The 24465-nt window shown below is 68.4% G+C and carries 28 protein-coding genes; 14 read left to right on the plus strand and 14 right to left on the minus strand.

Features of this window, described 5'->3' with window-relative positions:
• Positions 1-2: 2 nt before the first annotated feature.
• The 5 genes from mnmE to AC07NI_RS14060 all read left to right on the plus strand — a co-directional run bounded on the left by mnmE (position 3) and on the right by AC07NI_RS14060 (position 5756).
• The gene (mnmE, locus tag AC07NI_RS14040; protein ID WP_494620028.1) at positions 3-1343 is read left to right on the plus strand and encodes a tRNA uridine-5-carboxymethylaminomethyl(34) synthesis GTPase MnmE; all 1341 of its coding nucleotides are present in this window, start codon (positions 3-5) and stop codon (positions 1341-1343) included.
• 171 nt (positions 1344-1514) lie between these two features.
• Positions 1515-3371: a tRNA uridine-5-carboxymethylaminomethyl(34) synthesis enzyme MnmG gene (gene mnmG, locus AC07NI_RS14045; RefSeq protein ID WP_494620030.1), complete on the plus strand. Its 1857-nt coding sequence runs from the start codon at positions 1515-1517 to the stop codon at positions 3369-3371.
• A gap of 73 nt (positions 3372-3444) precedes the next feature.
• The gene (rsmG, locus tag AC07NI_RS14050) at positions 3445-4011 is read left to right on the plus strand and encodes a 16S rRNA (guanine(527)-N(7))-methyltransferase RsmG (RefSeq protein ID WP_494620032.1); all 567 of its coding nucleotides are present in this window, start codon (positions 3445-3447) and stop codon (positions 4009-4011) included.
• On the plus strand, positions 4001-4804 hold the full coding sequence (locus AC07NI_RS14055; RefSeq protein WP_494620034.1) for a ParA family protein: 804 nt from the start codon (positions 4001-4003) through the stop codon (positions 4802-4804). The genes rsmG and AC07NI_RS14055 overlap by 11 nt, the downstream gene beginning before the upstream one ends.
• 40 nt (positions 4805-4844) lie before the next feature.
• Complete coding sequence (locus AC07NI_RS14060) at positions 4845-5756, plus strand: ParB/RepB/Spo0J family partition protein (protein ID WP_494620036.1); 912 nt, start codon at positions 4845-4847, stop codon at positions 5754-5756.
• A gap of 218 nt (positions 5757-5974) precedes the next feature.
• Here AC07NI_RS14060 and holA read toward each other — a convergent pair whose 3' ends face one another.
• The 4 genes from holA to AC07NI_RS14080 all read right to left on the minus strand — a co-directional run bounded on the left by holA (position 5975) and on the right by AC07NI_RS14080 (position 10792).
• Positions 5975-7027, minus strand: a complete 1053-nt coding sequence (holA, locus tag AC07NI_RS14065; RefSeq protein ID WP_494620038.1) for a DNA polymerase III subunit delta — start codon at positions 7025-7027, stop codon at positions 5975-5977.
• A gap of 4 nt (positions 7028-7031) precedes the next feature.
• Positions 7032-7535, minus strand: a complete 504-nt coding sequence (gene lptE / locus AC07NI_RS14070; protein WP_494620040.1) for an LPS assembly lipoprotein LptE — start codon at positions 7533-7535, stop codon at positions 7032-7034.
• A gap of 5 nt (positions 7536-7540) precedes the next feature.
• Positions 7541-10126, minus strand: a complete 2586-nt coding sequence (gene leuS / locus AC07NI_RS14075; RefSeq protein ID WP_494620042.1) for a leucine--tRNA ligase — start codon at positions 10124-10126, stop codon at positions 7541-7543.
• A 138-nt stretch (positions 10127-10264) separates the two neighbouring features.
• Entirely contained in the window at positions 10265-10792 is a 528-nt protein-coding gene (locus tag AC07NI_RS14080; RefSeq protein ID WP_494620044.1) for a DUF3576 domain-containing protein, read from the minus strand.
• Positions 10793-11045: 253 nt separating this feature from the next.
• Between AC07NI_RS14080 and AC07NI_RS14085 the strand changes: the two genes are divergently transcribed.
• On the plus strand, positions 11046-11456 hold the full coding sequence (locus AC07NI_RS14085) for an NtrZ family periplasmic regulatory protein (protein ID WP_199743570.1): 411 nt from the start codon (positions 11046-11048) through the stop codon (positions 11454-11456).
• Here AC07NI_RS14085 and AC07NI_RS14090 read toward each other — a convergent pair.
• Complete coding sequence (locus AC07NI_RS14090; RefSeq protein WP_494620538.1) at positions 11453-12058, minus strand: thiamine phosphate synthase; 606 nt, start codon at positions 12056-12058, stop codon at positions 11453-11455. The genes AC07NI_RS14085 and AC07NI_RS14090 overlap by 4 nt on opposite strands.
• A 32-nt stretch (positions 12059-12090) precedes the next feature.
• Here AC07NI_RS14090 and AC07NI_RS14095 point away from each other — a divergent pair, with 32 nt between their 5' ends.
• Positions 12091-12744 carry a YggS family pyridoxal phosphate-dependent enzyme gene (locus AC07NI_RS14095; protein WP_494620047.1) on the plus strand — a complete coding sequence of 218 codons (654 nt, stop codon included), beginning with the start codon at positions 12091-12093 and terminating at the stop codon, positions 12742-12744.
• Here the strand turns inward: AC07NI_RS14095 and AC07NI_RS14100 are convergent.
• Entirely contained in the window at positions 12741-13250 is a 510-nt protein-coding gene (locus tag AC07NI_RS14100; RefSeq protein ID WP_494620049.1) for a L,D-transpeptidase family protein, read from the minus strand. The genes AC07NI_RS14095 and AC07NI_RS14100 overlap by 4 nt on opposite strands.
• Positions 13251-13325: 75 nt before the next feature.
• Between AC07NI_RS14100 and AC07NI_RS14105 the strand changes: the two genes are divergently transcribed.
• Complete coding sequence (locus AC07NI_RS14105; RefSeq protein ID WP_494620540.1) at positions 13326-14012, plus strand: response regulator transcription factor; 687 nt, start codon at positions 13326-13328, stop codon at positions 14010-14012.
• A 60-nt stretch (positions 14013-14072) separates the two neighbouring features.
• On the opposite strand, the gene secB is transcribed toward AC07NI_RS14105, so the two are convergent.
• Positions 14073-14576, minus strand: a complete 504-nt coding sequence (gene secB / locus AC07NI_RS14110; RefSeq protein WP_494620052.1) for a protein-export chaperone SecB — start codon at positions 14574-14576, stop codon at positions 14073-14075.
• Between the two features lie 145 nt (positions 14577-14721).
• Between secB and timA the strand changes: the two genes are divergently transcribed.
• From timA to AC07NI_RS14130, 4 genes are read left to right on the plus strand one after another with little or no spacing between them, the layout of a single operon-like run.
• Complete coding sequence (timA, locus tag AC07NI_RS14115) at positions 14722-15327, plus strand: TIM44-related membrane protein TimA (RefSeq protein ID WP_494620055.1); 606 nt, start codon at positions 14722-14724, stop codon at positions 15325-15327.
• Between the two features lie 9 nt (positions 15328-15336).
• On the plus strand, positions 15337-16503 hold the full coding sequence (gene mltA / locus AC07NI_RS14120; protein WP_494620542.1) for a murein transglycosylase A: 1167 nt from the start codon (positions 15337-15339) through the stop codon (positions 16501-16503).
• A 1-nt stretch (position 16504) separates the two neighbouring features.
• Complete coding sequence (locus tag AC07NI_RS14125) at positions 16505-17071, plus strand: Smr/MutS family protein (protein ID WP_494620059.1); 567 nt, start codon at positions 16505-16507, stop codon at positions 17069-17071.
• Positions 17072-17119: 48 nt separating this feature from the next.
• Positions 17120-17680, plus strand: a complete 561-nt coding sequence (locus AC07NI_RS14130) for a DUF4337 domain-containing protein (protein WP_494620061.1) — start codon at positions 17120-17122, stop codon at positions 17678-17680.
• A 10-nt stretch (positions 17681-17690) separates the two neighbouring features.
• Here AC07NI_RS14130 and AC07NI_RS14135 read toward each other — a convergent pair whose 3' ends face one another.
• From AC07NI_RS14135 to AC07NI_RS14160, 6 genes are read right to left on the minus strand one after another with little or no spacing between them, the layout of a single operon-like run.
• Entirely contained in the window at positions 17691-18014 is a 324-nt protein-coding gene (locus tag AC07NI_RS14135; protein ID WP_494620063.1) for a phosphoribosyl-ATP diphosphatase, read from the minus strand.
• The gene (gene hisF, locus AC07NI_RS14140; RefSeq protein WP_494620065.1) at positions 18011-18787 is read right to left on the minus strand and encodes an imidazole glycerol phosphate synthase subunit HisF; all 777 of its coding nucleotides are present in this window, start codon (positions 18785-18787) and stop codon (positions 18011-18013) included. Before hisF ends, AC07NI_RS14135 begins: the two co-directional genes overlap by 4 nt.
• Positions 18787-19521 carry a 1-(5-phosphoribosyl)-5-[(5-phosphoribosylamino)methylideneamino]imidazole-4-carboxamide isomerase gene (hisA, locus tag AC07NI_RS14145; RefSeq protein WP_494620067.1) on the minus strand — a complete coding sequence of 245 codons (735 nt, stop codon included), beginning with the start codon at positions 19519-19521 and terminating at the stop codon, positions 18787-18789. The genes hisF and hisA overlap by 1 nt, the downstream gene beginning before the upstream one ends.
• Positions 19509-20150, minus strand: coding sequence for an imidazole glycerol phosphate synthase subunit HisH (hisH, locus tag AC07NI_RS14150; RefSeq protein WP_494620069.1), 642 nt, complete (start codon positions 20148-20150; stop codon positions 19509-19511). Before hisH ends, hisA begins: the two co-directional genes overlap by 13 nt.
• Positions 20151-20159: 9 nt before the next feature.
• The gene (hisB, locus tag AC07NI_RS14155) at positions 20160-20750 is read right to left on the minus strand and encodes an imidazoleglycerol-phosphate dehydratase HisB (RefSeq protein ID WP_494620072.1); all 591 of its coding nucleotides are present in this window, start codon (positions 20748-20750) and stop codon (positions 20160-20162) included.
• A gap of 8 nt (positions 20751-20758) precedes the next feature.
• A complete protein-coding gene (locus tag AC07NI_RS14160; RefSeq protein ID WP_494620074.1) occupies positions 20759-21748 on the minus strand; it encodes an adenosine kinase in 990 nt (329 codons plus the stop codon).
• 146 nt (positions 21749-21894) lie between these two features.
• Here AC07NI_RS14160 and AC07NI_RS14165 point away from each other — a divergent pair, with 146 nt between their 5' ends.
• Entirely contained in the window at positions 21895-22755 is an 861-nt protein-coding gene (locus AC07NI_RS14165) for an ATP-grasp domain-containing protein (protein WP_494620076.1), read from the plus strand.
• Here AC07NI_RS14165 and nth read toward each other — a convergent pair.
• Positions 22752-23459, minus strand: a complete 708-nt coding sequence (gene nth / locus AC07NI_RS14170) for an endonuclease III (protein ID WP_494620544.1) — start codon at positions 23457-23459, stop codon at positions 22752-22754. The two genes, AC07NI_RS14165 and nth, sit on opposite strands and share 4 nt — an antisense overlap.
• 98 nt (positions 23460-23557) lie before the next feature.
• Between nth and AC07NI_RS14175 the strand changes: the two genes are divergently transcribed.
• On the plus strand, positions 23558-24463 hold the full coding sequence (locus AC07NI_RS14175; RefSeq protein ID WP_494620079.1) for a methylated-DNA--[protein]-cysteine S-methyltransferase: 906 nt from the start codon (positions 23558-23560) through the stop codon (positions 24461-24463).
• Positions 24464-24465 lie beyond the last annotated feature (2 nt).

Consider the following 24465-nt stretch of genomic DNA (forward strand, 5'->3'; position numbering starts at 1 on the left):
TGATGAGCGATACGATCTTCGCCCCGGCCACGGCGGCCGGGCGCGCGGCGGTGGCCGTGGTGCGCGTCTCGGGCCCGGCGACCTTGCGGGTGGTCGAGGCCCTCACGCAGAAACCGCCCAAGGCCCGGATGGCCGCCCTGCGCACCCTGCGCCACGACGGCGTCGATCTGGACGAGGCCCTGGTCCTGCGGTTCGAGGGACCGGCCAGCTATACCGGGGAGGACAGCGCCGAGTTTCACGTGCACGGCGGCCGGGCCGTGGTCGAGGCGCTACTGGCGGCGCTGTCGGACCTGGGCTTGCGCCTGGCCGAGCCGGGCGAGTTCACCCGCCGCGCCTTCGAGAACGGCAAGCTGGACCTGGCCCAGGCGGAAGGCGTCGCCGACCTGATCGACGCCGAGACCGAGGCTCAGCGCAAGCAGGCGCTCGGCCAGGTCGGTGGCGCGCTGAGCCAACGCTATGACCGTTGGCGCGATCTGCTGCTCCACTCGCTGGCCATGCTGGAAGCGGCGGTCGACTTTCCGGATGAGGATCTGCCGGAGGAGGTGGCCGAGCGGGCGCGTCCGGCGCTGCGGACTCTGAGCGCCGAACTGGATGCGGCCTTGGCTGATGTTTCCCGTGGACGGCGGGTGCGTGACGGCTTCCGCATCGCCCTCGTTGGCGCGCCGAACGCGGGGAAGAGCACGCTTCTCAATGGCCTTGTCGAGCGCGAGGCGGCGATCGTCACGGACACACCTGGCACTACCCGGGATGTCATCGAGGTGCCGCTGGTGCTCGGCGGGTACAAGGTTCTGGTCGCGGACACGGCCGGGATCCGCGAAACGAGCGACGCCATCGAAGCCGAGGGTGTCCGCCGGGCGCGGGCCTGGGCTGAGGAAGCTGACCTAAGGCTTTGGGTGGTCGATGGGTTTCACGTGAAACATACGGTGAAGCTTGAGGAGGCTGTTCGGCCCGGCGACTGGCTAGTGCTGAACAAGGCCGACATCGCCGACGCCGATGCGCTCGGTAGGGCCGAGGCTATGTGGGCGGGGGAGGGGCTATGGATTCTGCGTCTCTCCGCGAAGTCCGAGGCTGGTGTCAACGATCTGAGGCAGGCGCTTTCGGACCATGTCGCCGACGCGTTGTCTGGCGCGGAGTTCCCAGCCGCCACCCGGCTGCGTCACGCCGAGCGTCTGAAGGAAGCCCAAGGGTACCTTGCTCGGGCCCTGTCGGAGGTCGGTCTGGAGGTCGAACTGGCCGCCGAGGACGTTCGCCTTGCCGCCCGCGCGCTGGAGAAGATCACCGGTCGGGTCGATCCGGAGGATGTACTGGGCCGCGTCTTTTCGACCTTCTGCATCGGCAAGTGATGTTCCACGTGGAACGTCCCCTATATTATCCACAGCGCGCTCACAGCTGCGGCGGGGGTGTTTCACGTGAAACGCCATGGAGTCACATCGACCCGCTCGCCTGATTGGCGTATAGGTCGAGTCCAACGCCCCCGCAGTTATCCCGGGGGCGTTCGCATTGAGGCGAGTCTTTTGTCCGATACCTGGGATGTCATTGTCATCGGCGGCGGTCACGCCGGCTGCGAGGCGGCGGCCGCCTCCGCGCGCACCGGCGCGCGCACCCTGCTGCTGACCCACAAGCTTGAGACCATCGGCGAGATGTCCTGCAACCCGGCCATCGGCGGCCTGGGCAAGGGCCATCTGGTCCGCGAGATCGACGCCCTGGACGGCGTCATGGGCCGCATGGCCGACAAGGGCGGCATCCAGTTCCGGATGCTGAACCGCTCCAAGGGTCCGGCCGTTCGCGGCCCGCGCGCCCAGATCGACCGCAAGCTCTATCGCGAGGCGATGCAGGCCGAGCTGGCCGCCACGGCAAACCTCGACATCATCGCCGCCGCCGCCGAAGACCTGATGGTCGAGGACGGCAAGGTGGCCGGCGCGATCGATGGGGAAGGGCGGTCGTACCGCGCGCCCCGAGTGATCCTCACCACTGGCACCTTCCTGAAGGGCGTCATCCATCTGGGCGAGACCCGGATTCCGGCCGGCCGCGTCGGCGACCAACCGTCGATCGGTCTGGCCGACCGCCTGTATGGCCTCGACTTCCAAATGGGCCGCCTGAAGACTGGCACGCCCGCGCGCCTGGACGGCTCGACCATCGCCTGGGATCGGCTGGAGATGCAGCCCGGCGACGACGAGCCGGTGCCGTTCTCGTTCCTGAATGACAGGATCGACACCCCGCAGATCGCCTGCGGCATCACCTTCACGACCGCCGAGACCCACCAGATCATCGCCGACCGGCTGACCGAGTCGCTGGTCTATGGCGGTCGCGCCACGGGGATCGGTCCGCGCTATTGCCCGTCGATCGAGGACAAGGTCGTACGCTTCGCCGACAAGACCAGCCACCAGGTGTTCCTGGAGCCGGAAGGCCTGGACGACACGACGGTCTATCCGAACGGCATCTCGACCTCGGTGTCGGAAGAGACCCAGCTGCTATTTCTCCGCACGATCCCCGGCCTGGAGGCCGTGGAGGTCAAGCGCTACGGCTATGCGATCGAGTACGACTATGTCGATCCGCGCGAGCTGTACGCCACGCTGGAGACCAAGCGCCTGCCGGGTCTGTACCTGGCCGGCCAGATCAACGGCACCACCGGCTATGAAGAGGCCGGGGCGCAAGGCCTGGTCGCCGGCCTGAACGCGGCGCTGGCGCAGCAGGGCAGGGAGCCTGCGGTCTTCGCCCGTGACGAGGCCTATATCGGCGTGATGATCGACGACCTGGTCACCCGGGGCGTCACCGAGCCGTATCGGATGTTCACCAGCCGGGCCGAGTTCCGCCTGACCCTGCGCGCCGATAATGCCGACCAGCGCCTGACCGATCGTGGGATCGAACTGGGCGTGGTGGGCGAGCGTCGCGCTGCGGCCTGGACCGAGAAGAAGACCCGTTTGGAAGCGGCCCGCGCCTTCGCCCGTTCGGTCACCCTGACCCCGAACGAAGCGGTGAAGGCCGGCTTCAAGGTCAATAGCGACGGCGTCCGCCGCGACCTGTTCGCCATGCTGGCCTATCCCAATGTGACCCTCGACGATCTCGGCGCCGTGTGGCCCGAGGTTTTCACGTGGAACACCGACGTCCGCGAGCAGATCGAGATCGAGGCGGCCTATGCCGGCTATCTCGACCGCCAGCGCGCCGACGCCGAGTCACTGCGCAAGGACGAGGACCTGCGCCTGCCGGCCGATCTCGACTATGCCGACATCGGCAGCCTCTCCAACGAAGTCCGCGAGAAGCTGGCCCGCGTGCGCCCGATGACCCTGGGCCAGGCGGCTCGGATCGAGGGTGTGACACCCGGCGCGCTGACCGCGCTGCTGGCCCATGTGAGGCGCAGCCGTGCTGCCTGACGCCGTGACCACTGAACCCCCTGCGCTTGACGCATCTGGTTACCAAGCCCTTACCGGCGTCTCCGACGCCCAGATGGCCGACCTGACGCGCTTCCAGGAGCTGCTGGCCGAATGGAACGAGGTGATGAACCTCGTCGGCCCGCTGACCATCGCCACCTACTGGACCCGCCACGCGCTGGACAGCAGCCAGCTGCTGGCCTTGGCTCCCGAGGCGAAGACCTGGGCCGACCTCGGCGCCGGCGCAGGTCTGCCCGGGGTGGTGCTGGCCATACTCCTGAAGGGGCAGGACGGCGCCAAGGTCCATCTCGTCGAGAGCATGGCCAAGCGCTGCCGCTTCCTGGAAGTGGCGGTCAAGGCGTTGGACCTGCCCGCCGAGATCCACAATGTCCGGGCCGAAGAGCTGAAGCTGAAGGTCGACCTGGTCACCGCCCGCGCCTGCGCGCCGATGACCAAGCTGCTGGGCTTCGCCGAACCCTATCTGCATCGCGGCGCGACCGGCCTGTTCCTCAAGGGCCAGGACGTCGCGACCGAGCTGACCGAGGCCCGCAAGGCCTGGTCGTTCGCCGCCGAGCTGCTCCCCAGTCAAAGCGACCCTCGTGGCCGCATCGTGCAAGTGAAGAGGCTTTCCCGTGTCCGCTAATCCTCTCCGCGTCCTGGCCATCGCCAATCAGAAGGGCGGCGTCGGCAAGACCACGACCGCCATCAACCTGGGCACCGCCCTGGCCGCCTGCGGCGAGCGCGTGCTGCTGATCGACGCCGACCCGCAGGGCAACTGCTCGACGGGTCTGGGCATCACCCGCATTCAGCGCCGCACCACGCTCTATGACGTGCTGATGGGCGAGTCGCCGGTGGTGGACGCGGCCGTGAGGACCGAGCTGCCGGGCCTCGACGTCATACCGGCCGACGCCGACCTGTCGGGCGTCGAGATCGAACTGGGTCAGACCGCCCGCCGGTCCTACCGTCTGCGCGACGCCCTGGAGAGCATCCGCGTCAACGGGCCCTACACCTATGTGCTGATCGACTGCCCGCCGTCGCTGAACGTGCTGACCGTCAACGCCATGACCGCCGCCGACGCGGTGTTCGTGCCGCTGCAGTGCGAGTTCTTCGCCCTGGAGGGTCTGACTCAGCTGATGCGGACCATCGAGCGCATCCGCGGGAGCCTCAATCCGCGCCTGGAGATCCAGGGCGTGGTGCTGACCATGTACGACCGCCGCAACAGCCTGTCCGAGCAGGTCGCCCGCGACGTGCGGGAATACTTCGGCGACAAGGTCTATGACGCGGTCATCCCGCGTAACGTCCGCGTCTCGGAGGCGCCGTCGTTCGGCAAGCCGGTGCTGCTGTATGACCTGAAGTGCGCCGGCAGCCAGGCCTACCTGAAGCTGGCCCGCGAGGTGATCAGCCGCGAGCGTGATCGCCAGGCCCAGGCTGCCTAGGCAACTTTCGAACAACGATCCGAACTAGAACGAGAAGAAGATGGAGTCCGTAGTGGCTGAGCCGAGTGGTTCCGAGGGGCGTCGTGGTCTGGGCCGGGGTCTGTCCGCGCTGCTGGGCGAGGTCGAGAACGCGCCGGCCCAGGCGCCGGGCGACAACGCCCCCGGTTCGCGCGAAGCGCCGATCGAGATCCTGAAGCGCAATCCCGACCAGCCGCGCCGCACCTTCCGCGAGGAAGACCTGGAAGACCTGTCCAATTCGATCCGCGAGAAGGGCGTCCTGCAGCCGATCTTGGTGCGTCCCGCGCCCGGCTCGCCGGGCGAATACCAGATCGTCGCCGGCGAACGCCGCTGGCGAGCCGCCCAGCGCGCGGGCCTGCGCAGCGTGCCGATCATGGTCCGCGAGCTGGACGACCTGGCGGTGCTGGAAATCGGCATCATCGAGAACGTCCAGCGCGCCGATCTGAACGTCCTGGAAGAGGCGCTCTCGTACAAGGTGCTGATGGAGAAGTTCGAGCGCACCCAGGAAGCGATCGCCCAGACCATCGGCAAGAGCCGCAGCCACGTCGCCAACACGATGCGCCTGCTGGCCCTACCGGACGAAGTGCAGTCCTACCTGGTCAGCGGTGAGCTGTCGGCCGGTCATGCCCGCGCCATCGCCGCGGCCGCCGACCCGGTGGCCCTGGCCAAGCAGATCATCGACGGCGGCCTGTCGGTCCGCGAGACCGAAGCCCTGGCCCGCAAGGCGCCGTCCTCGACGCCGAGCAAGAACAAGGGCGGCCGTCCGCCGCGCGTGAAGGACACCGACACCCAGGCCCTCGAAGCCGACCTGTCGTCGGTGCTCGGCCTCGACGTCTCGATTGACCATCGCGGCTCGACCGGCACCCTGACCATCACCTATGCGACGCTCGAGCAGCTCGACGACCTGTGCAACCGACTGACGCGCGGGGTCTGATCGTCTGCACCCAAAACCGTGCGAATGAGCGGAATTTCGGGCCTCTGAAAATCGCCTCTGTCGCGCACCGAACGGCGCCTTTCCGTACTCCGGGAGGCGCCGTTTTCGTGAGAGGAGGGCGCTCCACAGCGATTTCCGCCGCAAACCCTTCTCGCATAAGGCTTTCTTGAAAGTCATCCACAGGCGCGCAAAGGGCCTGTTTTCGGGGGTTTCTGGCCCTAAAGCCCCAACCGCCGCGCGCGACCCGCGATCATCAGCGCCAGGCGCTCGGCGATCAGCTGGTCGGGGGAGCCGGAGGTCTTGCAGGCGCGGTCGGCGTTGAGGACCTCGCCCTGGATCTCGAGGATGGCTTCCAGGTTCCAGGCGCGGGCCTGGCGCAGGAACTCGCGCTCCTGTTTCCAGAACACGCCCGAGGCCTTGGCGGCCGCCTGCAGATCGACGCCGTTCTTGTGCAGGGTCAGCACCCGGCGCAGGCGTCCCAGATAGTAGCCGATGGCCCGGACGGCGGCCGGACCACCTTCGCCCTCGGCGGCCGCGCGGCGCAGGGCCTGCTGGGCAAGACCGGCCTTGCCGCCGAACGCGTCGGCGGCGGCGTCGCTGAGCGAGGCCTCGGGTTCGACACCGAGAAAGTCCGTCAGGTCGGCGGCGGTGGCGGTGATGCCGCTGCCTGGGCCGAGATAGAGGGCCAGGCGTTCGATCTCGGCGCGGGCCACGCCGCGCTCCTTGGGCAGGCGCGAGACGAAGAGATCGAGGGCCTCGCCGTTCAGGCTGACCTTGTCGTTGGCCAGGGTGTCGCGGGCCAGGCGCGCCAGGTCGCCGGCTTCATCCTCGTAGCAGGGGATGACGGCGCAGCCATTGGCCTTCTCACCGACCTTGCGTAGCTGCGACTCGCGGCCCAGGGCCCCTGCCTCGACCAGGAAGAAGGCGTCGGGGTTCAGCTGGCCCTCGACATGGCGGGTCAGGGCCTCGGCGGCCTGCTTGTCGGGACCGGTCTTCTCGCCGTTCAGCCGGAGCCGCACCAGGCGGCGGCCGCCCATCAGCGACATGGCCGACAGCTCGTCCTCCAGCTTGGCCGGATCGGCGTCCAGGTCGCCGTCGGTCAGCATGGCGGTGTCGAAGGGATCGTCCGGGCGCTCGACCACGCGCTTGGCCAGGGCGTTGGCGCGATCGCGCACCACGCCCCGGTCCTTGCCGTAGAGGACCACGGCCCGGATGTCCGGGGTCGGCTCCCGCAGGAAGCGTTCGACGTCCGGACGCTTGGAGAGGATCATTAGATCAGGCCGGCTTCTTCTTGCCGGCCGCCAGCCAGGTGGCCAGCTCGAGCTGGATCTTGCGCGCGGCTTCCGCCGCGGCCCGCTCCTGGCCGTCGTTCTGAGCCGCGATGGCCGCGTAAGGCTGGTCGGCGGAGTCGTAGGTCACCGACACCTCGGTGTTGCCGGTCGTGGCTTCCTTGCCGGTCTTGGCGTCCATCAGGCGCCAGCCGACGGTCATCCGCAGCTCGTAGCGGTTGGCGACGTTGTCGAGGCGCACGCCACGGGCGAAGCGGATTTCCTTGACCGAGAAGTACAGCTTGTAGGCCGCCGGATCGCCCTGCTTGTGGCCCAGATAGTCGTCCAGCTGCTCGCGCAGCAGGTAACCGCCCCGGCCCTCGTCGGCGATGGTCTCGATGCTGGAGAGACCGCCCTCGACGCCCGGGCGGCCGTACAGCGGCGTGAAGCCGGCGCAGGCCGAGAGCGTCGTCGAGAGCGCCAGGGCGCCGATCAGCAGGATGCGTTTCATCGGTCTCAATTGGCCACGATGTTGACGATGCGGTCCTTGACCACGATCACCTTGCGGACCGTGACGCCCTCAAGGTGGGCCAGGACGTTCGGATCCGCCAGAGCGATTTTCTGGACCTCGTCTTCGGCCGCGCCGGCCTTGACCTTGATCTCGCCGCGACGCTTGCCGTTGATCTGGATCGGCAGGACGCGCTCGTCATCCGCGGCCAGGGCCGGGTCGGCCTTGGGCCAGGGCGCGTTGACAACCATGCCATCGCCACCGATCGACGCCCAGGCCTCTTCGGCCAGGTGGGGCGTGAACGGCGCGACCAGGCGCGCCAGGATGTTCAGGGCTTCCTTGCGGGCCGCCAGCACGCCCTGGGTCGCGCCTTCAGCCGGAGCGGCCTTCAGGGCGTTCAGGAACTCGTACAGGCGCGCCACGCCGCTGTTGAAGCGGAAGCCCTCGATGCTGTCGGTAACGAAGCCGATCAGCTTGTGGGCCGACTTGCGCAGGGCCAGGGCCGCTTCGTCCGCGTCGTCGTGGGCGAAGTCGCCGGTCGGCTGGCTGTCGAACTCGTTCCACAGGCGATGCGTGAAGCGCCACGAGCCTTCGACGCCCGAATTGGTCCACTGGACGTCGCGCTCGGGCGGACTGTCGCTCATCACGAACAGGCGGGCGCTGTCGACGCCGTAGGCCTCGAAGATGTCCTCGGGGGCGACGACGTTCTTCTTGGACTTCGACATCTTCTCGATGTCGCCGATGATGATCGGCGCCCCGGTCGTGGCGTGGACCGCCGAGCGGGTGTTGCCCTCGACGGTGATGCGGATGTCCGACGGCTCGACCCACTCGCCGGCCTCGTTCTTGTAGGCCTCGTGGGTGACCATGCCTTGCGTGAACAGGCCCGCGAACGGCTCTTCGACCGACAGCAGGTTCTCGTCCTTCAGGGCGCGGGTGATGAAGCGCGCGTACAGCAGGTGCAGGATCGCGTGCTCGACACCGCCGATATACTGGTCGACGGCCATCCAGTAGTCGGCCGCTTCCTTGCCCACCGGCTCCTCGGCCGTCGGGTCGGCGAAGCGGGCGAAGTACCAGCTGGAGTCGATGAACGTATCCAGCGTGTCGGTCTCGCGCTCGGCGCGGCCGCCGCACGACGGGCAGCTGGTGTGGCGCCAGGTCGGGTGGCGCAGCAGCGGGTTGCCCGGCTTGTCGAAGGTGACGTCGTCGGGCAGGGCGACCGGCAGCTGGTCTTCCGGCACGGGCACGACGCCGCACTTCTCGCAGTGGATCACCGGGATCGGGCAGCCCCAGTAGCGCTGGCGCGAGACGCCCCAGTCGCGCAGGCGGTAGACGGTCGCGCCCTGGCCCTGGCCGGCCGCTTCGATGCGGCTGACCGCTTCAGCCTTGGCGGCCTCGATGTCCAGACCGTCCAGGAATTCGGAATTGTAGATCTTGCCGGGGCCGACATAGGCCTCCTTGCCGACCTTGAAGGTCGCGGCGTCCTCGCCGTTGGGCAGCACCACCGGCAGGACCGGCAGGTCGTACTTGCGGGCGAAGTCCAGGTCGCGCTGATCGTGGGCCGGGCAGGCGAAGATCGCGCCGGTGCCGTAGTCCATCAGGATGAAGTTGGCGATCCAGACGGGCAGGGTGATCGACGGGTCCAGCGGGTGCTGCACGCGCAGACCGGTGTCGTAGCCCAGCTTTTCGGCGCTCTCGATCTCGGCTTCCGAGGTGCCGCCCTTGCGGCAGTCGGCGATGAACTGCTGGACCTCGGGGTTCTCGATGCCCAGGCGTTCGGCCAGCGGATGCTCGGGCGCGATGCCGACGAAGCTGGCGCCGAACAGGGTGTCGGGACGGGTGGTGTAGACCTCCAGCCCGTCGGCCATGCCGTCGGGGGCCTCACCCTCGAATTGGAACTTGAAGCGCAGGCCCTTGGAGCGGCCGATCCAGTTCTCCTGCATCAGGCGAACCTTGTCGGGCCAGCGGTCCAGGGTCTTCAGGCCCTCGATCAGGTCGTCGGCGTAGTCGGTGATGCGCAGGAACCACTGGGTCAGCTTGCGCTTCTCCACGGTCGCGCCCGAGCGCCAGCCCTTGCCGTCGATGACCTGCTCGTTGGCCAGGACGGTCATGTCGACCGGATCCCAGTTGACCGAGGCTTCCTTGCGATAGACCAGGCCGCGCTTCAGCAGGCGCAGGAACCAGGCCTGCTGCTTGCCGTAATATTCCGGGTCGCAGGTGGCGAACTCGCGCGACCAGTCGACCGAGATGCCCAGCGATTTCAGCTGCTCGCGCATGGCGGCGATGTTGTCGTAGGTCCAGCCCTTGGGGTGGACGCCGCGCTCCATGGCCGCGTTCTCGGCGGGCATGCCGAAGGCGTCCCAGCCCATCGGGTGCAGGACGTTGAAGCCTTGCGCGCGCTTGTAGCGGGCCACCACGTCGCCCATGGCGTAGTTGCGGACGTGGCCCATGTGGATGCGGCCCGACGGATACGGGAACATCTCGAGCACGTAGTATTTCGGACGGCCGTCGTTGATCTCGCCGGTCTTGAAGACGTCGGCCTTCGCCCAGGCTTCACGCCACTTGGGTTCGGTGTCTTTGGGATTGTAGCGGGCCATCGGAAACCAGGTGTCTAGATGCGGAAAAGCGCCCCGAAGGCGACCCGCGCAAGACTATGCGGTTTCGCGGCCGGAGCGCGCAGAAATTAGGAAGCCTGGTGGGTTCCCGCCGGTTCAGCGGGAACCCCCAGAAGGGCCTTAGCCCTTGATGTTCGAAAGTCGAAGCTGACGCGCGCGGGTCAGGATCGCGTTTTCCAGGTCGGTGGCGGTCTGGTCGGCGACCGGAGCATCGACCCAGGCGCCGTTGACATCCTTGGACTGCTTGAACACCGTGACGTTCAGGCCGTCGGCGCGCAGGCGGGTGTCTAGGATGTAGACCGTGGCCTTGAAGCGCTCGGCCGGGGTTTCCGGGTTCACGTACCAGTCGGTGATGATCACGCCGCCGTAAGGATCGGCCGAGGCCAGCGGCATGAAGGCCAGGGTGTCCAGGCTCGCACGCCACAGATAGCCGTTGACGCCGATCGAACCTTCCGAGGTCGGAGCCTTCTTGCCGCCGCCAAAGCGCTTGAACGGGTTCAGGCCCGGCTCGTCGCTTTGGGTGGTGAACGTCTTCGGGGGCTTGTTGCTGGCGCATGCGGTCATGCCCAGCATCGACAGAGCCAGGACGCCTGCGGCGACGCCGCGCATCACGGACCCACGTTCAAACGCCATAGTACCTCGCTCCAAATATCTTTCGGGCGCTAGCGCGCACCCTGGCGCGCCCCCGCGGCCGGGAGCCGGTCTATAGCATGGCTGCGCTGCCTCAAAACAGGAATCGCGTGACCTCGTCGCCACAGGAGTCGATTGAATCGCCCAATTTGGCGCTCGGTGCGACCGAAGCGAGGTTGACCGCGTTCCGGTCAAGCCTTTAATCGCAATGTAAGGGGCTCGTTCCTATATGGGATGGGTGGGGACAACTGAGTACAGGCGGCGAGTGGCGATGACCGCGACGCGTTTCTTTCTGGCGGGGACTGCCGCGCTGATCCTGACGGGATCGGCGTCGATGGCGTTCGCCCAGGCCAAGCCGCATGCGGTTACCCCCGATTTCTCGGTCAAGAACGACTTCACCAGCGCCGCCGCCGGTGTCCAATACCCGCAGGATGACAAGCGCACCCTGCGTTGGGACGCCAAGAAGGGCCGCTGGGGCCTGAAGCTGGACCTCGACCAGCCTTCCAGCCGCGAAATGGAAATGCAGGACGTCCAGGCCGGCGCCTATTTCAAGGTGACCCCCTCGATCCGCGTCGGCGGCGCCGTCAGCCTGGGTGAATCCAACCCGGCCCTGGCTGCCCGCAAGGCTCAGCAGCCCGACCCGGCCCCGCGCGTCCGCCTCGAGACCGCTTTCAAGTTCTAAGATTCGGCTAGGGCCTCGACGGCCGCTATCCCGACGATTCCGCTGCCGATGAGCCGCGAGATCGTGCGCGCGCGTATGCCGCCCAGCGCGTAGACCGGCAGCGCCGTCGCCGCGACCAAGTCCTTCAAGCCGTCCACGCCCAGCGGCTCGCCCGCCGACGGGCTGTTGCTGGGGAAGACCGGCGAGATCACGACCGCGTCGGCCTGCGCGCGCTCGGCGGCCTTGAGGGCGGTCAGATCGTGGGCCGCGACGGTGATCAGCCAGCGGCCGTGCTCGGCGCGAAGGCGGGGGATCTCGGCCGCCAGCCGCTGGGGCATGTGCAGACCATCCGCATTGATGCCTTCGGCCAGACCCGGATGAGCGCCGACCAGCAGCAGGAGGCCGCGTTCGGTGGCGATTGTCCGCAGGCGGCGACCGCGCTCGACCGCGTCCTCGGCGTCGAAGGCGCGGTAAACGATGCCCGCGCCGGCCGGCAGACGTTCGGCGACGGCTTCCGGGTTCGGAACGCGTGCGGGATCGGTGAAGAACAACAGGCCGGGCAGGGTGCGGCCGCGCGCGGTCCTTGGCGGAAAGACGCCAGCCGCTTTAGACAGGACTTCCAGTTCGCTCACGTCCCCGTCCAAGGCGTCCCCCAATGTCGCAAGCCCTCGCCGAGATCCAAGCCCGCATCGCCGCCGCCGAGCTGCGCGCCGGACGTCCGGCGGGCGCGGTCACCCTGGTGGCGGTGTCCAAGACCCAGCCCTGGGAGCATATCGCGCCCGTGCTGGACGCGGGACAGAAAGTGTTCGGCGAGAACCGCGTCCAGGAAGCGATGGAGCGTTGGGGCCCGCGCCGCGAGGGTCTGGAACTGCGGCTGATCGGGCCGCTGCAGACCAACAAGACCCGAGAAGCGGTCGCATTCTTCGATGTCATCGAGACGCTCGACCGCGAAAAGCTGGCCCGCGTGCTGGCCGAGGAGGTCCAGCGGGCCGGCAAGGCCCCGCGCTTCTATGTCCAGGTCAATATCGGCGAGGAAGACCAGAAGGCCGGGATCGCGCCGGCCGAGGCCGACGCCTTCATCACCGCCTGCCGGGGGACTTATGGCCTAACGGTGGAAGGCCTGATGTGCATTCCGCCGGTCGATGCCGATCCCGCCCCGCACTTCGCCGCCTTGCGGGCCATCGCCGAACGCAATGGCGTGGCGAAGCTGTCGATGGGTATGAGCGACGACTTCGAAACAGCGATCGCCGAGGGCGCGACCTCGGTGCGGGTCGGTTCGGCGCTGTTCGGCAGCCGAAACTACGCCTAGTCGGCGACGATCTCGACCGCATCCCCCGGCTTGGCGATCGCCAGCAATGCCTCCAGGTCCGGGCGCGCCAGAGCCACGCAGCCCTCGGTGCCCGGATAGCCGTCGCGGGCAAGGTGCATGAAGATCGCCGAGCCCATGCCCGGCACGGGCGGGCGGTCGTTGTGGCCCAGGATCACCACCAGGTCATAGACATTGTCGTCGCGCCACATCCGCTCGGCGCTGGCCGGATAGGGTAGCAGGACCGGGCGGTTGTAGTTCGGATCGCCCGGGGCGTCGCACCAGCCGTCGTCGGGCCGGGTGGCGTGGAGGGGCAGGGCGGTCTTCGGGCCACCCTTGTAGACGTCGGGCCGATACCAGACCTCGCGCAGGACCCAGGTTCCGGTCGGGCTCTTGTTGTCGCCCTCGCGCTTGTCGGCGGCGGCGATGGCGCCGGCCTTGCCGATCGCGCAGCGCAGGGTCCGTCCATCCAGCTCGAAGCGGCCATCGGCATGGGCTCGAAACAGCATCGTACGGTCGTCCTCCGGACTTAAGGTCGCGCTCGGGGTTGTCCCCGGGGGCCGCAGCGGTGCATGTTCCGCCTTATGGCGCAACGCAAGACGCTTCTGCTGATCGATGACGACGAGGACCTGCGCGGCGCTTTGGCCGAGCAGCTGGCCTTGCACGAGGAATTCGCCGTGGCCGAGGCCTCGACCGCCGGCGAGGGCGTGAAGATGTCGCGCGAGGTCAAGCCGGACCTGATCCTGCTGGACGTCGACCTGCCCGACATGGACGGCCGCGAGGCCTGTCGCCTGATGCGCAAGAACGGGGTCACGGCCCCGGTCATCATGCTGACGGCCGCGGCCAGCGACAGCGACACCATCCTGGGCCTGGAGTCCGGGGCCAACGACTATGTCACCAAGCCTTTCCGCTTCGGCGTGCTGCTGGCCCGCATCCGCGCCCAACTGCGCGTCTACGAGGCCTCGGAAGACGCGCTGTTCCGCATCGGTCCGTACGAATTCCGCCCGTCCGCCAAACTGCTGGTCGACGAGAAGCAGAAGAAGGTGCGGCTGACCGAGAAGGAAACCAACATCCTCAAGTACCTCTACCGCGCCGGCTCCAAACCCGTGTCGCGCGAGGAGCTGCTGACCGAGGTCTGGGGCTACAACGCCGGGGTCACCACCCACACGCTGGAAACCCACGTCTACCGCCTGCGCCAGAAGATCGAGCCCGATCCGGCCGTGGCGCGGATCCTGATCACCGAGATGGGCGGCTACCGCCTCCAGCCGTAACGAAAAAGGCCCGGTCAGCGATGACCGGGCCTTCTTGTATTCAGCGGTGGCTGCCTTGAGTTAGGCGTTACCGGCCACGGCGGCTTCGGCCTGAGCCTTGCGCGCGGCGTAGACGCCGGCGAAGTCGATCGGGTCGATCAGGAAGGGCGGGAAACCGCCTTCGGCCGTGACGTCCGAGATCAGGCGACGGGCGTACGGGAACAGGAAGCGCGGGCACTCGATCAGCAGCACCGGCTCCAGATCGGCTTCCGGCACGCCCTCGATGTGGAACAGACCGCCGTACACGACCTCGACGTGGAACACGGCTTGCTCGTCGCGCAGGGCGCGGGCCGACAGCTTCAGGTCCACTTCGAACAGGCCGTCCGGACGGCCGCGAGCGTTCATCTCGACGCCCATGTCGATCTGCGGCTGCGGCGCGCCGGCGCGCAGGCTGTCGGGGGCCAGCGGGTTCTCGAACGAGAAGTCGCGCACGAATTGCGCCAGGATACGGATGCCCGATTGCGCGGCGGCGTTGTCGTCCGAAGCCGCCTCGGGGGCGCCATTGGAGGCGGTGGTGTCGGTCATTAGGATAAAATCCGTAATCGGCGTCTAAAACGCCTAAGAAAGGTGGGGCGCTGCTACCATGAGGGTCCGTCCGGCGCAACGCTGGGCGCCTGACGGGAGAGCCCGTCTCGCCTATATAGACACGATATCCTGGGCCCCAAGCCCGTTGCCGGACCTTGAAGTGCTCCAGATCCTGTTCCTCGCCGCCGTCGCCGCTGTTGTCCTGTACCAGCTGTACGCCACCCTTGGGCGTCGCACGGGTCGTCAGCCCGAGGACGTGGTGACGGCCCAGCCCGGCGCCGCGCCGGTCCCGGCCGAGGCGCATCCGATCCTGCGCACCGAAGGCCTGGCGGCCCTCAAGTCCAAGCAGCCTGACTTCGACCCGACCAAGTTCCTGGCCGGCGCCCGCTCGGCCTACGAGCAGATCGTCAAGGCCTATGCCGAAGGCGACCGCGAGACGCTGAAGCCTCTGCTGGCCCAGGACGTCATGGACAATTTCGAGCAGGCCATGGCCGCGCGCGAAGCCGCCGGTCGCACCGAGAAGGTCGAGTTCATGGCGCCGCCGCGCCTGGATCTGGAAAACATCGACGTGGTCGGCGACCTGGCCAAGGCCGTGGTGCGGATCCTGGCCGAGGTGCGCACCCGCACCAAGGACGAGCGCGGTGAAGGCGTCGACGATCGTCGCACGGCCGAGCTGTGGACCTTCGAGCGCGAGGTCAAGAGCGCCAACCCAAACTGGCGCCTGGCGTTCGTCGCCGCCGCCGAGGCGTAGATGTCCCAAATGCGCGGCATCCCGACCGCCTTGGCCCCCGTGGCCCTGGCGGCCCTGCTGCTGAGCGCCTGCGCCAGCACGACGACGGCGCCCGCGCCGCCGCCGATCGCGACCGGTCCGACGGTCCCGCCGCCGGTGACCAACACCCCGCCGCCGCCTTCGGCCCGACCGGCGACGGCGGTGTCGTTCTCCAGCCTGAACGGCTGGGCGGACGAGGATCACCTGGCGGCCCTCAGCGCCTTCCGCGCCGGCTGCGGCGTCGCCAAGGACGCGGCCATGGCCCGCGTCTGCGGCCTGGCCGAGTCGACGGTAATCCAGGACCGGGAGGGCGCTCGCGCCTTCCTGGAAGCCAATTTCCGCGTCGAGCCGGTCGGTGACGAAGGCCTGCTGACCGCCTATTTCGCTCCGCAGTACGAGGCGCGGATGTCGCGCAACGCCGAGTTCAGCGTCCCGCTGCGCGCCCTGCCGGCCGACCTGGTGGTGCTGGACCTGGGCGCGTTCGAGCCCAGCTTCGTCGGCAAGAAGATCATCGGCCACGTCGAGGGTCCGACCTTCACGCCCTATCCGGCCCGCGCCGAGATCGAGGCGGTCCCGACCGACAAGCCCCTGGCCTGGATGCGGCCCGAAGAGCTGTTCTTCCTGCAGATCCAGGGCTCGGGCGTGCTCGTCCTGCCCGACGGCCGCCGCGTCCGCGCTGTGTTCGCCGGCACCAATGGCAAGCCGTTCGTGGGCATCGCCAACGCCATGCGCGACAAGGGCCTGCTACCCGACAACAACACCTCCGGCGACGCCATCCGCACGTGGCTGGCCGACCATCGCGGGCCCGAGGCCGACGCGATCATGCAGCTGAACCCGCGCTACGTGTTCTTCAAGACGCTGCCCGACGACGGCAAGGAGCCCGTCGGTTCGGCCGGCGTGCCGCTGCCGCCCGGCCGGGCCATCGCCATCGACCCCAGCCGCCATTCCATGGGCGAGCTCTACTGGCTGGACGCCGCGGCGCCGAAGCTAGCCGGGGCCTTCCCGGCCTATCGCCGCCTGGCCGTGACGCTGGACACCGGCGGGGCGATCAAGGGCGACGTCCGCGCCGATCTCTACATGGGCACCGGGACCGCCGCCGGGGCCGAGGCCGGCCGCGTGCGCCACGCCCTGCGCCTCTACCGGCTCGTTCCGCAGTAGGATGGCCAAGAAGCCGCCGCCCGCACCTGAGGACGATCGCCGCCTCTGGAAACTCGTCGCCTCGACGGTGACCCCGCGCGCGCCGGAAAAGCCCGAGAAGATGCGCTCCAAGGCTCGGATACGGCCCGTGAAGAGCGATACGGCCATACCGGTGGAGCAGCCCACACACCTGGCCTCGATCGCGCCGCTGCGAGTCAGCCCCGAGGAACTCAAGCCGGCGCCGGCCAGGGCCATGAAGGGTCCCGCCCAGCGTATCGAGCCCAACCGCAAGCGCCGCATCGTCAAGGAGCACGACCCGATCGGCGCGCGCCTGGACATGCACGGCCTCGACCAGGACCAGGCCCGCGCGACCCTGGAGGGCTTCATCCGCCGCGCCTACGAGGACGGCCACCGGGCGGTGCTGGTGATCACCGGCAAGGGCCGTATCGGCCATGGCGTGCTGAAGCAGCGGACGCCGGAATGGCTGGCCGGCCCGGCTGTGCGTGAGATGATCGCGGGGGTCTCGACCGCCGATCAGCGGCACGGCGGCGACGGCGCGCTCTATGTGGCGCTGAAGCGCAAGGCCTGAAACCGCCACGATCGGCTCGCAAAGCTTCACTGAAGCTTGGAGGCGAGCATGGACATCGAGATCGGGGCCGAGGCCAAGGACAAGAGCCTGAATCGCAAGGTCGCGATCACCGTCGTGGCGCTGTCGATCTTCATGGGCGTGTCCGGCATCAAGGACGGCAACATCACCCAGGCCATGCAGCAGGCCCAGTCCGACAGCGTCGACGCCTGGAACGAGTACCAGGCCACCAAGACCAAGCTGCACATCGACGAGACAGCGCTGAACCAGGTCCGGCTGATGGCGGGCGACAAGCGCGCGGCGGTCCAGGCCGAGACCCTGCGGCTGCAGACCGAGATCGCCAAGTACAAGGCCGAAGCGCCGACCTTGAAGGCCAAGGCCGAGGACTTCTCGGCGCAGTACGACGCGCTGAACGTCCATGACGACCAGTTCGACGCCTCGGACGCCCTGATCTCGATCGCCGTGTCGATCGCGGCGGTGGCGGCGCTGGTCGAGATCCCGGCGGCGCTGTGGGCGTCGTGGGGCTTTGGGGCGCTGGGCGTGGTGATGGGCCTAGCCGGCTTCCTGGGCTGGAGCCTGCACTCGGCCTTCCTCAGCAAGCTGCTGGGCTAGCTCTCTGAGCTCACTTGGGGCGGGCGGCCTTTTCGGCGATGCCGGACGTGCCTTCGCGGGCTTCCAGCTTCTCGGCCACGGCGTCCAGCGAGACGCCCGAGGCGGCCATCAGGGCCAGCCAGTGATAGAGCAGGTCGGCGCTTTCAGCCGCCAGGGCGTCGGGGCCCTGGGCCACGGCGGCGATCACCGTCTCGACGGCTTCCTCACCCAGCTTCTTGGCGGCCAGGGCCGGGTCGTTCAGCAGCTTGGCGGTGTAGGACGCGGTCGGATCGCCGCCCTTGCGGCTCTCGATCGTGGCGGCCAGGCGGTCGAGGACGTCGGTCAAGCGACTCATGCGGCGCTCCGGTCAAGGCGCACGGGGATGCCGGCGTCGGCCATGGCTTGCTTGGCCTCGCCGATGCTGATCTCGCCAAAGTGGAAGATCGAGGCGGCCAGCACGGCGGCGGCATGGCCTTCGCGCGCGGCTTCGACCAGGTGTTCGGTCTTGCCAGCGCCGCCCGAGGCGATCACCGGCACGTTCACGGCGCCCGTCACGGCCTTGAGCAGCGGGATGTCGTAGCCGATCTTGGCCCCGTCGCGGTCCATCGAGGTCAGCAGGATCTCGCCCGCGCCGCGCTCGACCACCTTGGCGGCCCAGTCGACGACGTCCAGGCCGGTGTCCTTGCGGCCGCCATAGGTCCAGACGTTCCAGCCCGAACCGTCCTCGCGCAGCTTGGCGTCGATGGCCACCACGACGCACTGGGCCCCGAACGCGTCGGCGCCGGCGGCGATCAGGTCGGGGTTCTCGACGGCGGCGGTGTTGGTCGAGACCTTGTCGGCCCCCGCCAGCAGCAGGCGGCGCATGTCCGAGACCTGGCGCACGCCCCCGCCCACCGAGACGGGCATGAAGCAGACCTCGGCCGTGCGCGAAATGACGTCCAGGATCAGGCCGCGGCCTTCGCTGGAGGCGGTGATGTCCAGGAACATCAGCTCGTCGGCCCCGGCGGCGTCATAGGCGCGGGCCTGCTCCACCGGGTCGCCGGCGTCGCGCAGGGCCACGAAGTTGACCCCCTTGACCACCCGCCCGTCCTTCACGTCGAGGCAGGGAATGATCCGGGTCTTCAGCATCAGACGGCTGCCGCGATCAGGGCTTCGGACGGCTTGATCGTGCCGGCATAGAGCGAGCGGCCCAGGATGGCCCCGGCGATCTCGACACCCTTGCGGGCCTTGAGGCGCTCGATGTCGGCCACGGCGGCGACACCGCCCGAGGCGATGACCGGGATCGAGACGGCGTCGGCCAGCTCGCCCACGCCTTCGACATTGACGCCGGTCAGGGCGCCGTCGCGGCTGATGTCGGTGATGATCAGGGCCGCGACGCCGGCGTCCTCGAAGCGACGCGACAGATCGATGGCCGACAGGTCCGACAGGCCGGTCCAGCCATCGATGGCGACCTTGCCATCACGGACGTCGACGGCCACGGCGATCTGCTCGGGCCATAGGCGCGCGGCCTTCTTGACCAGTTCGGGGTCGTGCACGGCCACGGTGCCGAGGATCACGCGGGACACGCCCGCCTCGATCCAGGCCTCGACGCCTTCCAGGGTGCGGATGCCGCCGCCCAGCTGCACGGGGATGGAGATCGACTCCAGGATCTGCTCGACGGCGGCGGTGTTGATCGACTTGCCCTCGATGGCGCCGTTCAGATCAACGACGTGCAGCCACGAGAAGCCGTCCTTGACGAAGCGCTGGGCCTGGTCGGCGGGGCTGTTGTTGAAGACCGTGGCCTTCTCCATGTCGCCGTGCAGCAGGCGCACGCACTGGCCGTCCTTCAGGTCGATGGCGGGATAGAGGATCATGGGCGCCATTCCAGGAAGTTGGCGAGCAGGGCGAGCCCTGAAGCTTGTGACTTTTCGGGGTGAAACTGTACGCCCGCGACATTGCCCTTGGCCACCGCCGCGACGAACGGGCCGCCATGGTCGGTCGTGGCCACGACGTCGGCCGGATCAGCCGCGTTCAGGGCGAAGGAGTTGGCGTAGTACATGTGGGCGCCGTCCTCGATGCCCTGGAACAGGGCATGAGCGCGGGCGAAGGCGATGGCGTTCCAGCCCATGTGCGGGATGGTCAGCGAAGGGTCGGTCGGCTCGAGCTTCTTCACCTGGCCGGCGATCCAGTCCAGGCCCGGCGTGACGCCGAACTCCAGGCCTTCGGTGGCCAGGAGCTGGTGGCCGACGCAGATGCCCATGAAGGGCACGCCGCGACCGTGGACGGCTTCGTTCATCGCCTCGTAGACGCCGGTGGCGTCCAGTCCGGCGCGGCACGAGGCGAAGGCCCCGACGCCGGGCAGGAAGACGCGATCGGCCTTGGCGACAAGGTCGGGATCGGCGGTGACGACGATGTCGGCGTCGAGCGCGGAGCGGCGGGCCGCCTCACGCAGGGCCTTTTCGGCCGAACGCAGGTTGCCCGACCCGTAGTCGATCAGGGCGACGGTCTGCATAGGGTATCCTTACAGCACGCCCTTGGTGGACGGAGCCTGGCCGCCGGTCTTCGGGTCGATCTCGACCGCCTGACGCAGCGCCCGGGCCAGGGCCTTGAAGCCGCTTTCGGCCACATGGTGGGTGTTGTCGCCGTACAGGGTCTCCAGATGCACGCACGCCCCGCAGTTCATGGCGAACGCGTGGTGGAACTCCTTGAAGAGCTCGGTGTCCATCTCGCCGACCTTGGGCCGCTTGAACTCGACCTTCCAGATCAGGTACGGCCGGTTGGACAGATCGATGGCGCAGCGCGTCAGGGTCTCGTCCATCGGGATATAGGCCGCGCCAAAGCGCCGGATGCCCTTGAAGCCATCCAGCGCCTTGTTGATCGCCTGGCCCAACACGATGCCGGTGTCCTCGACCGTGTGGTGCATGTCGATATGCAGGTCGCCCTTGGTCTCGACCTTGAGGTCGAAGCCGCCGTGGCGCGCGAAGCTCTCCAGCATATGGTCGTAGAAACCGATGCCGGTGGAGATCGTCGAGACGCCGGTCCCGTCGAGATCGATCCAGACCCGGATCTGGGTCTCCTTCGTCTCGCGGACCACTTCAGCGGTGCGGGCCATGGCTGTCCTTAGAGTCCGTTCTTCGCGGCCAGCTCACGCAGATTGACCTGCGGGCGCGGACCGTAGTGGTCGATGACCTCGGCGGCGGCGAGACTGCCCAGCTGGCCGCAGATCGGCAGCGGGCGGCCCTGCGACAGGCCAAAGAGGAAACCTGCGGCGTATTGGTCGCCCGCGCCGGTCGTGTCCACGACTTTTTCCACGGGGTAGGCCGAGATTTCATAAAGGCTTTCGCCGGCGGCGATCACCGAGCCCTTTTCGCTGCGGGTGACCGCGGCGATCTCACAGCGCGCGGCCAGGGCCTGGACGGCGGCGGCGAAGTCGTCGGTCTCGAACAGCGAACAGACCTCGTCGGCATTGGCGAAGACGATGTCGCACTGGGTCTCGATGAAGCCCAGCAGGGCCGAGCGGTGGCGATCGACCATGAAGCTGTCGCTCAGGGTCATGGAGATCTTGCGACCGGCGCCGTGGGCCAGGGCGGCGGCCTTGGCGAAGGCGCGGCGGGCTTCCGGCGGATCGAACAGATAGCCTTCGAGATAAGAGTACTTGGCCGCTTCGATGATCTCGGGATCGACGTCGGCGCTGGTCAGCTCGACGCAGGCGCCCAGATAGGTCGACATGGTGCGCTGGGCGTCGGGCGTGACGTTGATCAGGCTCTGGGCGGTGGCCGGACCCTCGGCCAGGGCCGGGGTCGTGAAGGTGCAGCCGATGGCGTTCATGTCGTGGCGGAACACGCGGCCCAGCTGGTCGTCGGCGACCTTGCCGATATAGGCGGCGCGGCCGCCGAAGCTGGCGATGCCGGCCATGCTGTTGGCGACGCTGCCGCCCGAGGCCTCGATACCCGCGGCCATGGCGTCATACAGGCTCGCCGCGCGCGCCGGGTCGATCAGGGCCATCGAGCCTTTGGTCATGCCTTCCTTGGCGAGGAAGGCGTCGTCGCACTGGGCGATGACGTCGACGATGGCGTTGCCGATGCCGGCGACGTCGTAGAGCGCGGTCATGGAGCGGGACAAACCTTTGAAAGAACAGGGCGCGGAAGCCACAAACACTTGGCGATTAAAGGAAGTGGGCGCGCAAGGCAACGCGAGCCTTGCTCCGCGCCGCCCAACATCTTAGCTGCGGGGCTCCGTAGAACGTGAGTACGCCGATGGCCGACGTCCTGATCCTGGTCCCCGCTCGCGACGAGCACCGCTATGGCGACAGCTGGGCCGGTCTGTTCGAGCGCCTGGCCGGACCCCTGCGCGCCCAGGGCCTGACGCTCGCCGCCCAGCCCTGGACCGACGCCATCGAACCCGGCCAGGCGCGGCTGGTCATGCCGTCCCTGGCCTGGGGCTATCACGGGCGGCAGGCCGACTGGTTCGCAATGCTCGACGCCGTGGAGGCGGCCGGCGTCAACATGGTCAACCGACCCTCGGTGCTGCGCTGGAACTCGACCAAGACCTATCTGGTCGAACTGGCCGGCAAGGGCGCGCCGGTGGTGCCGACCCACGCTCATGATGCCCTGACGGCGGATCACGTCCACGCCGCCTTCGACGCCTTCGGGGTCGATGAGGTGGTGGTCAAGCCGCAGATCTCGGCCGGTTCGCACGAGACGATCCGCGTGAAGCGCCACGGCTTCTCGCTGGACGGCGGCCCGACCGGCCCGGCCCTGATCCAGCCGTTCCTGCCGGCGGTGGGCGAGGAGGGCGAGCTGTCGCTGTTCTATTTCGACGGGGTCTTCAGCCACGCCGTGGCCAAGGTCGCGACCCCGGGCGACTTCCGCGTCCAGCCGCAGTTCGGCGGCAAGGCCACCGAGATCGCCCCGGAGCCCGAGGCCCTGCGCGCGGCCGAAATGGTGCTGGAAGCGGCCGGCGCGCCGTTGACCTACGCCCGCGTGGACCTGATCCGCGGCCTGGAGCACACGCCGCAGCTGATGGAGCTGGAGGCGATCGAGCCGGACCTGTTCTTGGAGCACGCGCACGACGGCGGCGCGGCGTTCGCCCGGGCGGTGGTGCGGGCGATCGGCTAGGCGCCGAGGAACAATTCCCGCGACGGGCACAGGTCGCTGATCTTGCAGATTTCGCACTTGGGCTTGCGCGCCACGCAGACATATCGCCCGTGCAGGATCAGCCAGTGGTGCGCTCGCGTCTGGTAGGGCGGCGGCACGATCCGCATCAGGTCCTGCTCGACCGCGTCGGGGGTCTTGCCGGCCGACAGCTTCAGGCGGTGCGAGACTCGGAACACGTGGGTGTCGACGGCGATGGCGGGCTCGATGTCCAGCTCGTTCAGCACCACGGACGCGGTCTTGCGGCCCACGCCCGGCAAGGCCTCCAGATCCTCACGGTTCAGCGGCACCTGGCCGCCGTGCTTGTCCATCAGGATGTGTGCGGCGGCGATGACGTTCTTGGCCTTGGTGCGGAAGAGGCCGATCGAGGCGATGTACTTGATCAGCCCTTCCTCGCCGAGCTCCAGCATCGCCTCGGCGCTGTCGGCGACCTGGAACAGCGGGCCGGTGGCCTTGTTGACCTGGACGTCGGTCGCCTGGGCCGAGAGCGCCACGGCGGTGACCAGCTCGTAGGCGTTCTTATAGTTCAGCTCGGTCTTGGGATGCAGCTCCAGGCTCTCGAAGCGTTCGAACAGCACCTCGACCCGTTCGCGCTCGGCGGGGCTGATACGCTTTGCGGGCGGCTTTTTCTTCTTCGCGACAACGGGCTTGGCCATGCGCCGGACCATGCCGTGATGCGGACCGCTCGCCAAGCCGGGGGAGGGCTCCTAGATTCAGGACCGACCGCAAGAACCGGGCGGACGCCGTTATGCGAGGGCCGTAATTCATGAGCATGGCATACGACGCATCCCCCAACCCGGAGACCGCGAGCCCAGAGACCGCCAGCGAAGAGCTGGTCCGTCTGGCCGAGCGCTCGCTCGACTACCACCGCATGGCCAAGGCGTTGGACTGGCTGGCCGAGCGCTGGTCCGACCATCCCTCGCTGGACGAGGCCGCCCAGGCCGTGGGCCTGTCGCCGTTCCACTTCCAGCGCATCTTCACCCGCTGGGCCGGGGTCAGCCCCAAAAGCTTCGTCTCGGCCATCGCCCATGCCGAGGCCCGGCGCTCGCTGGAGGCCGGCGGCACGGTGCTGGACGCGGCCTTCGACGCCGGCCTGTCAGGCCCCTCGCGGCTGCACGACCTGTTCATCGCCCAGGAGGCCGCGACCCCCGGCGAGGTGCGCCGGCGCGGCGAGGGCATGAAGCTGCGCTGGGGCTGGGCCCCGACGCCGTTCGGCAAGGGCCTGTTCGTGATGGCTGATCGCGGCCTGGCGGGCCTGGCCTTCTCGGACGGCGACGACGAGATGACCTTCGCCGACATGCACCGCCGCTTCCCGGCCGCCGCCTGGACCCGCGACGACATGGCCGCCCAGGCAACGGCCCTGCACGCCTTCACGGGTGGGGAGGGGCCGTTGCCGGTGGTGCTGATCGGCTCGCCCTATCACGTGCAGGTCTGGAAGGCGCTGCTGCAGATCCCGGCCGGCGAGACGGCCACCTACGGCCAGGTCGCCTGCTGGGCCGGCAAGCCCAAGGCCTTCCAGGCCACCGGCGGCGCCATCGGGGCCAACCCGATCTCGCTGTTGATCCCCTGCCACAGGGCGATCGGCAAGAGCGGCAAACTGACCGGCTACCACTGGGGCCTGGCGCGAAAGGCGGCGATCCTGGGAATGGAGGCGGTCGCCGCCGCCTCCTAGTC

Source organism: Caulobacter sp. GW821-FHT10E02 (assembly GCF_059415225.1).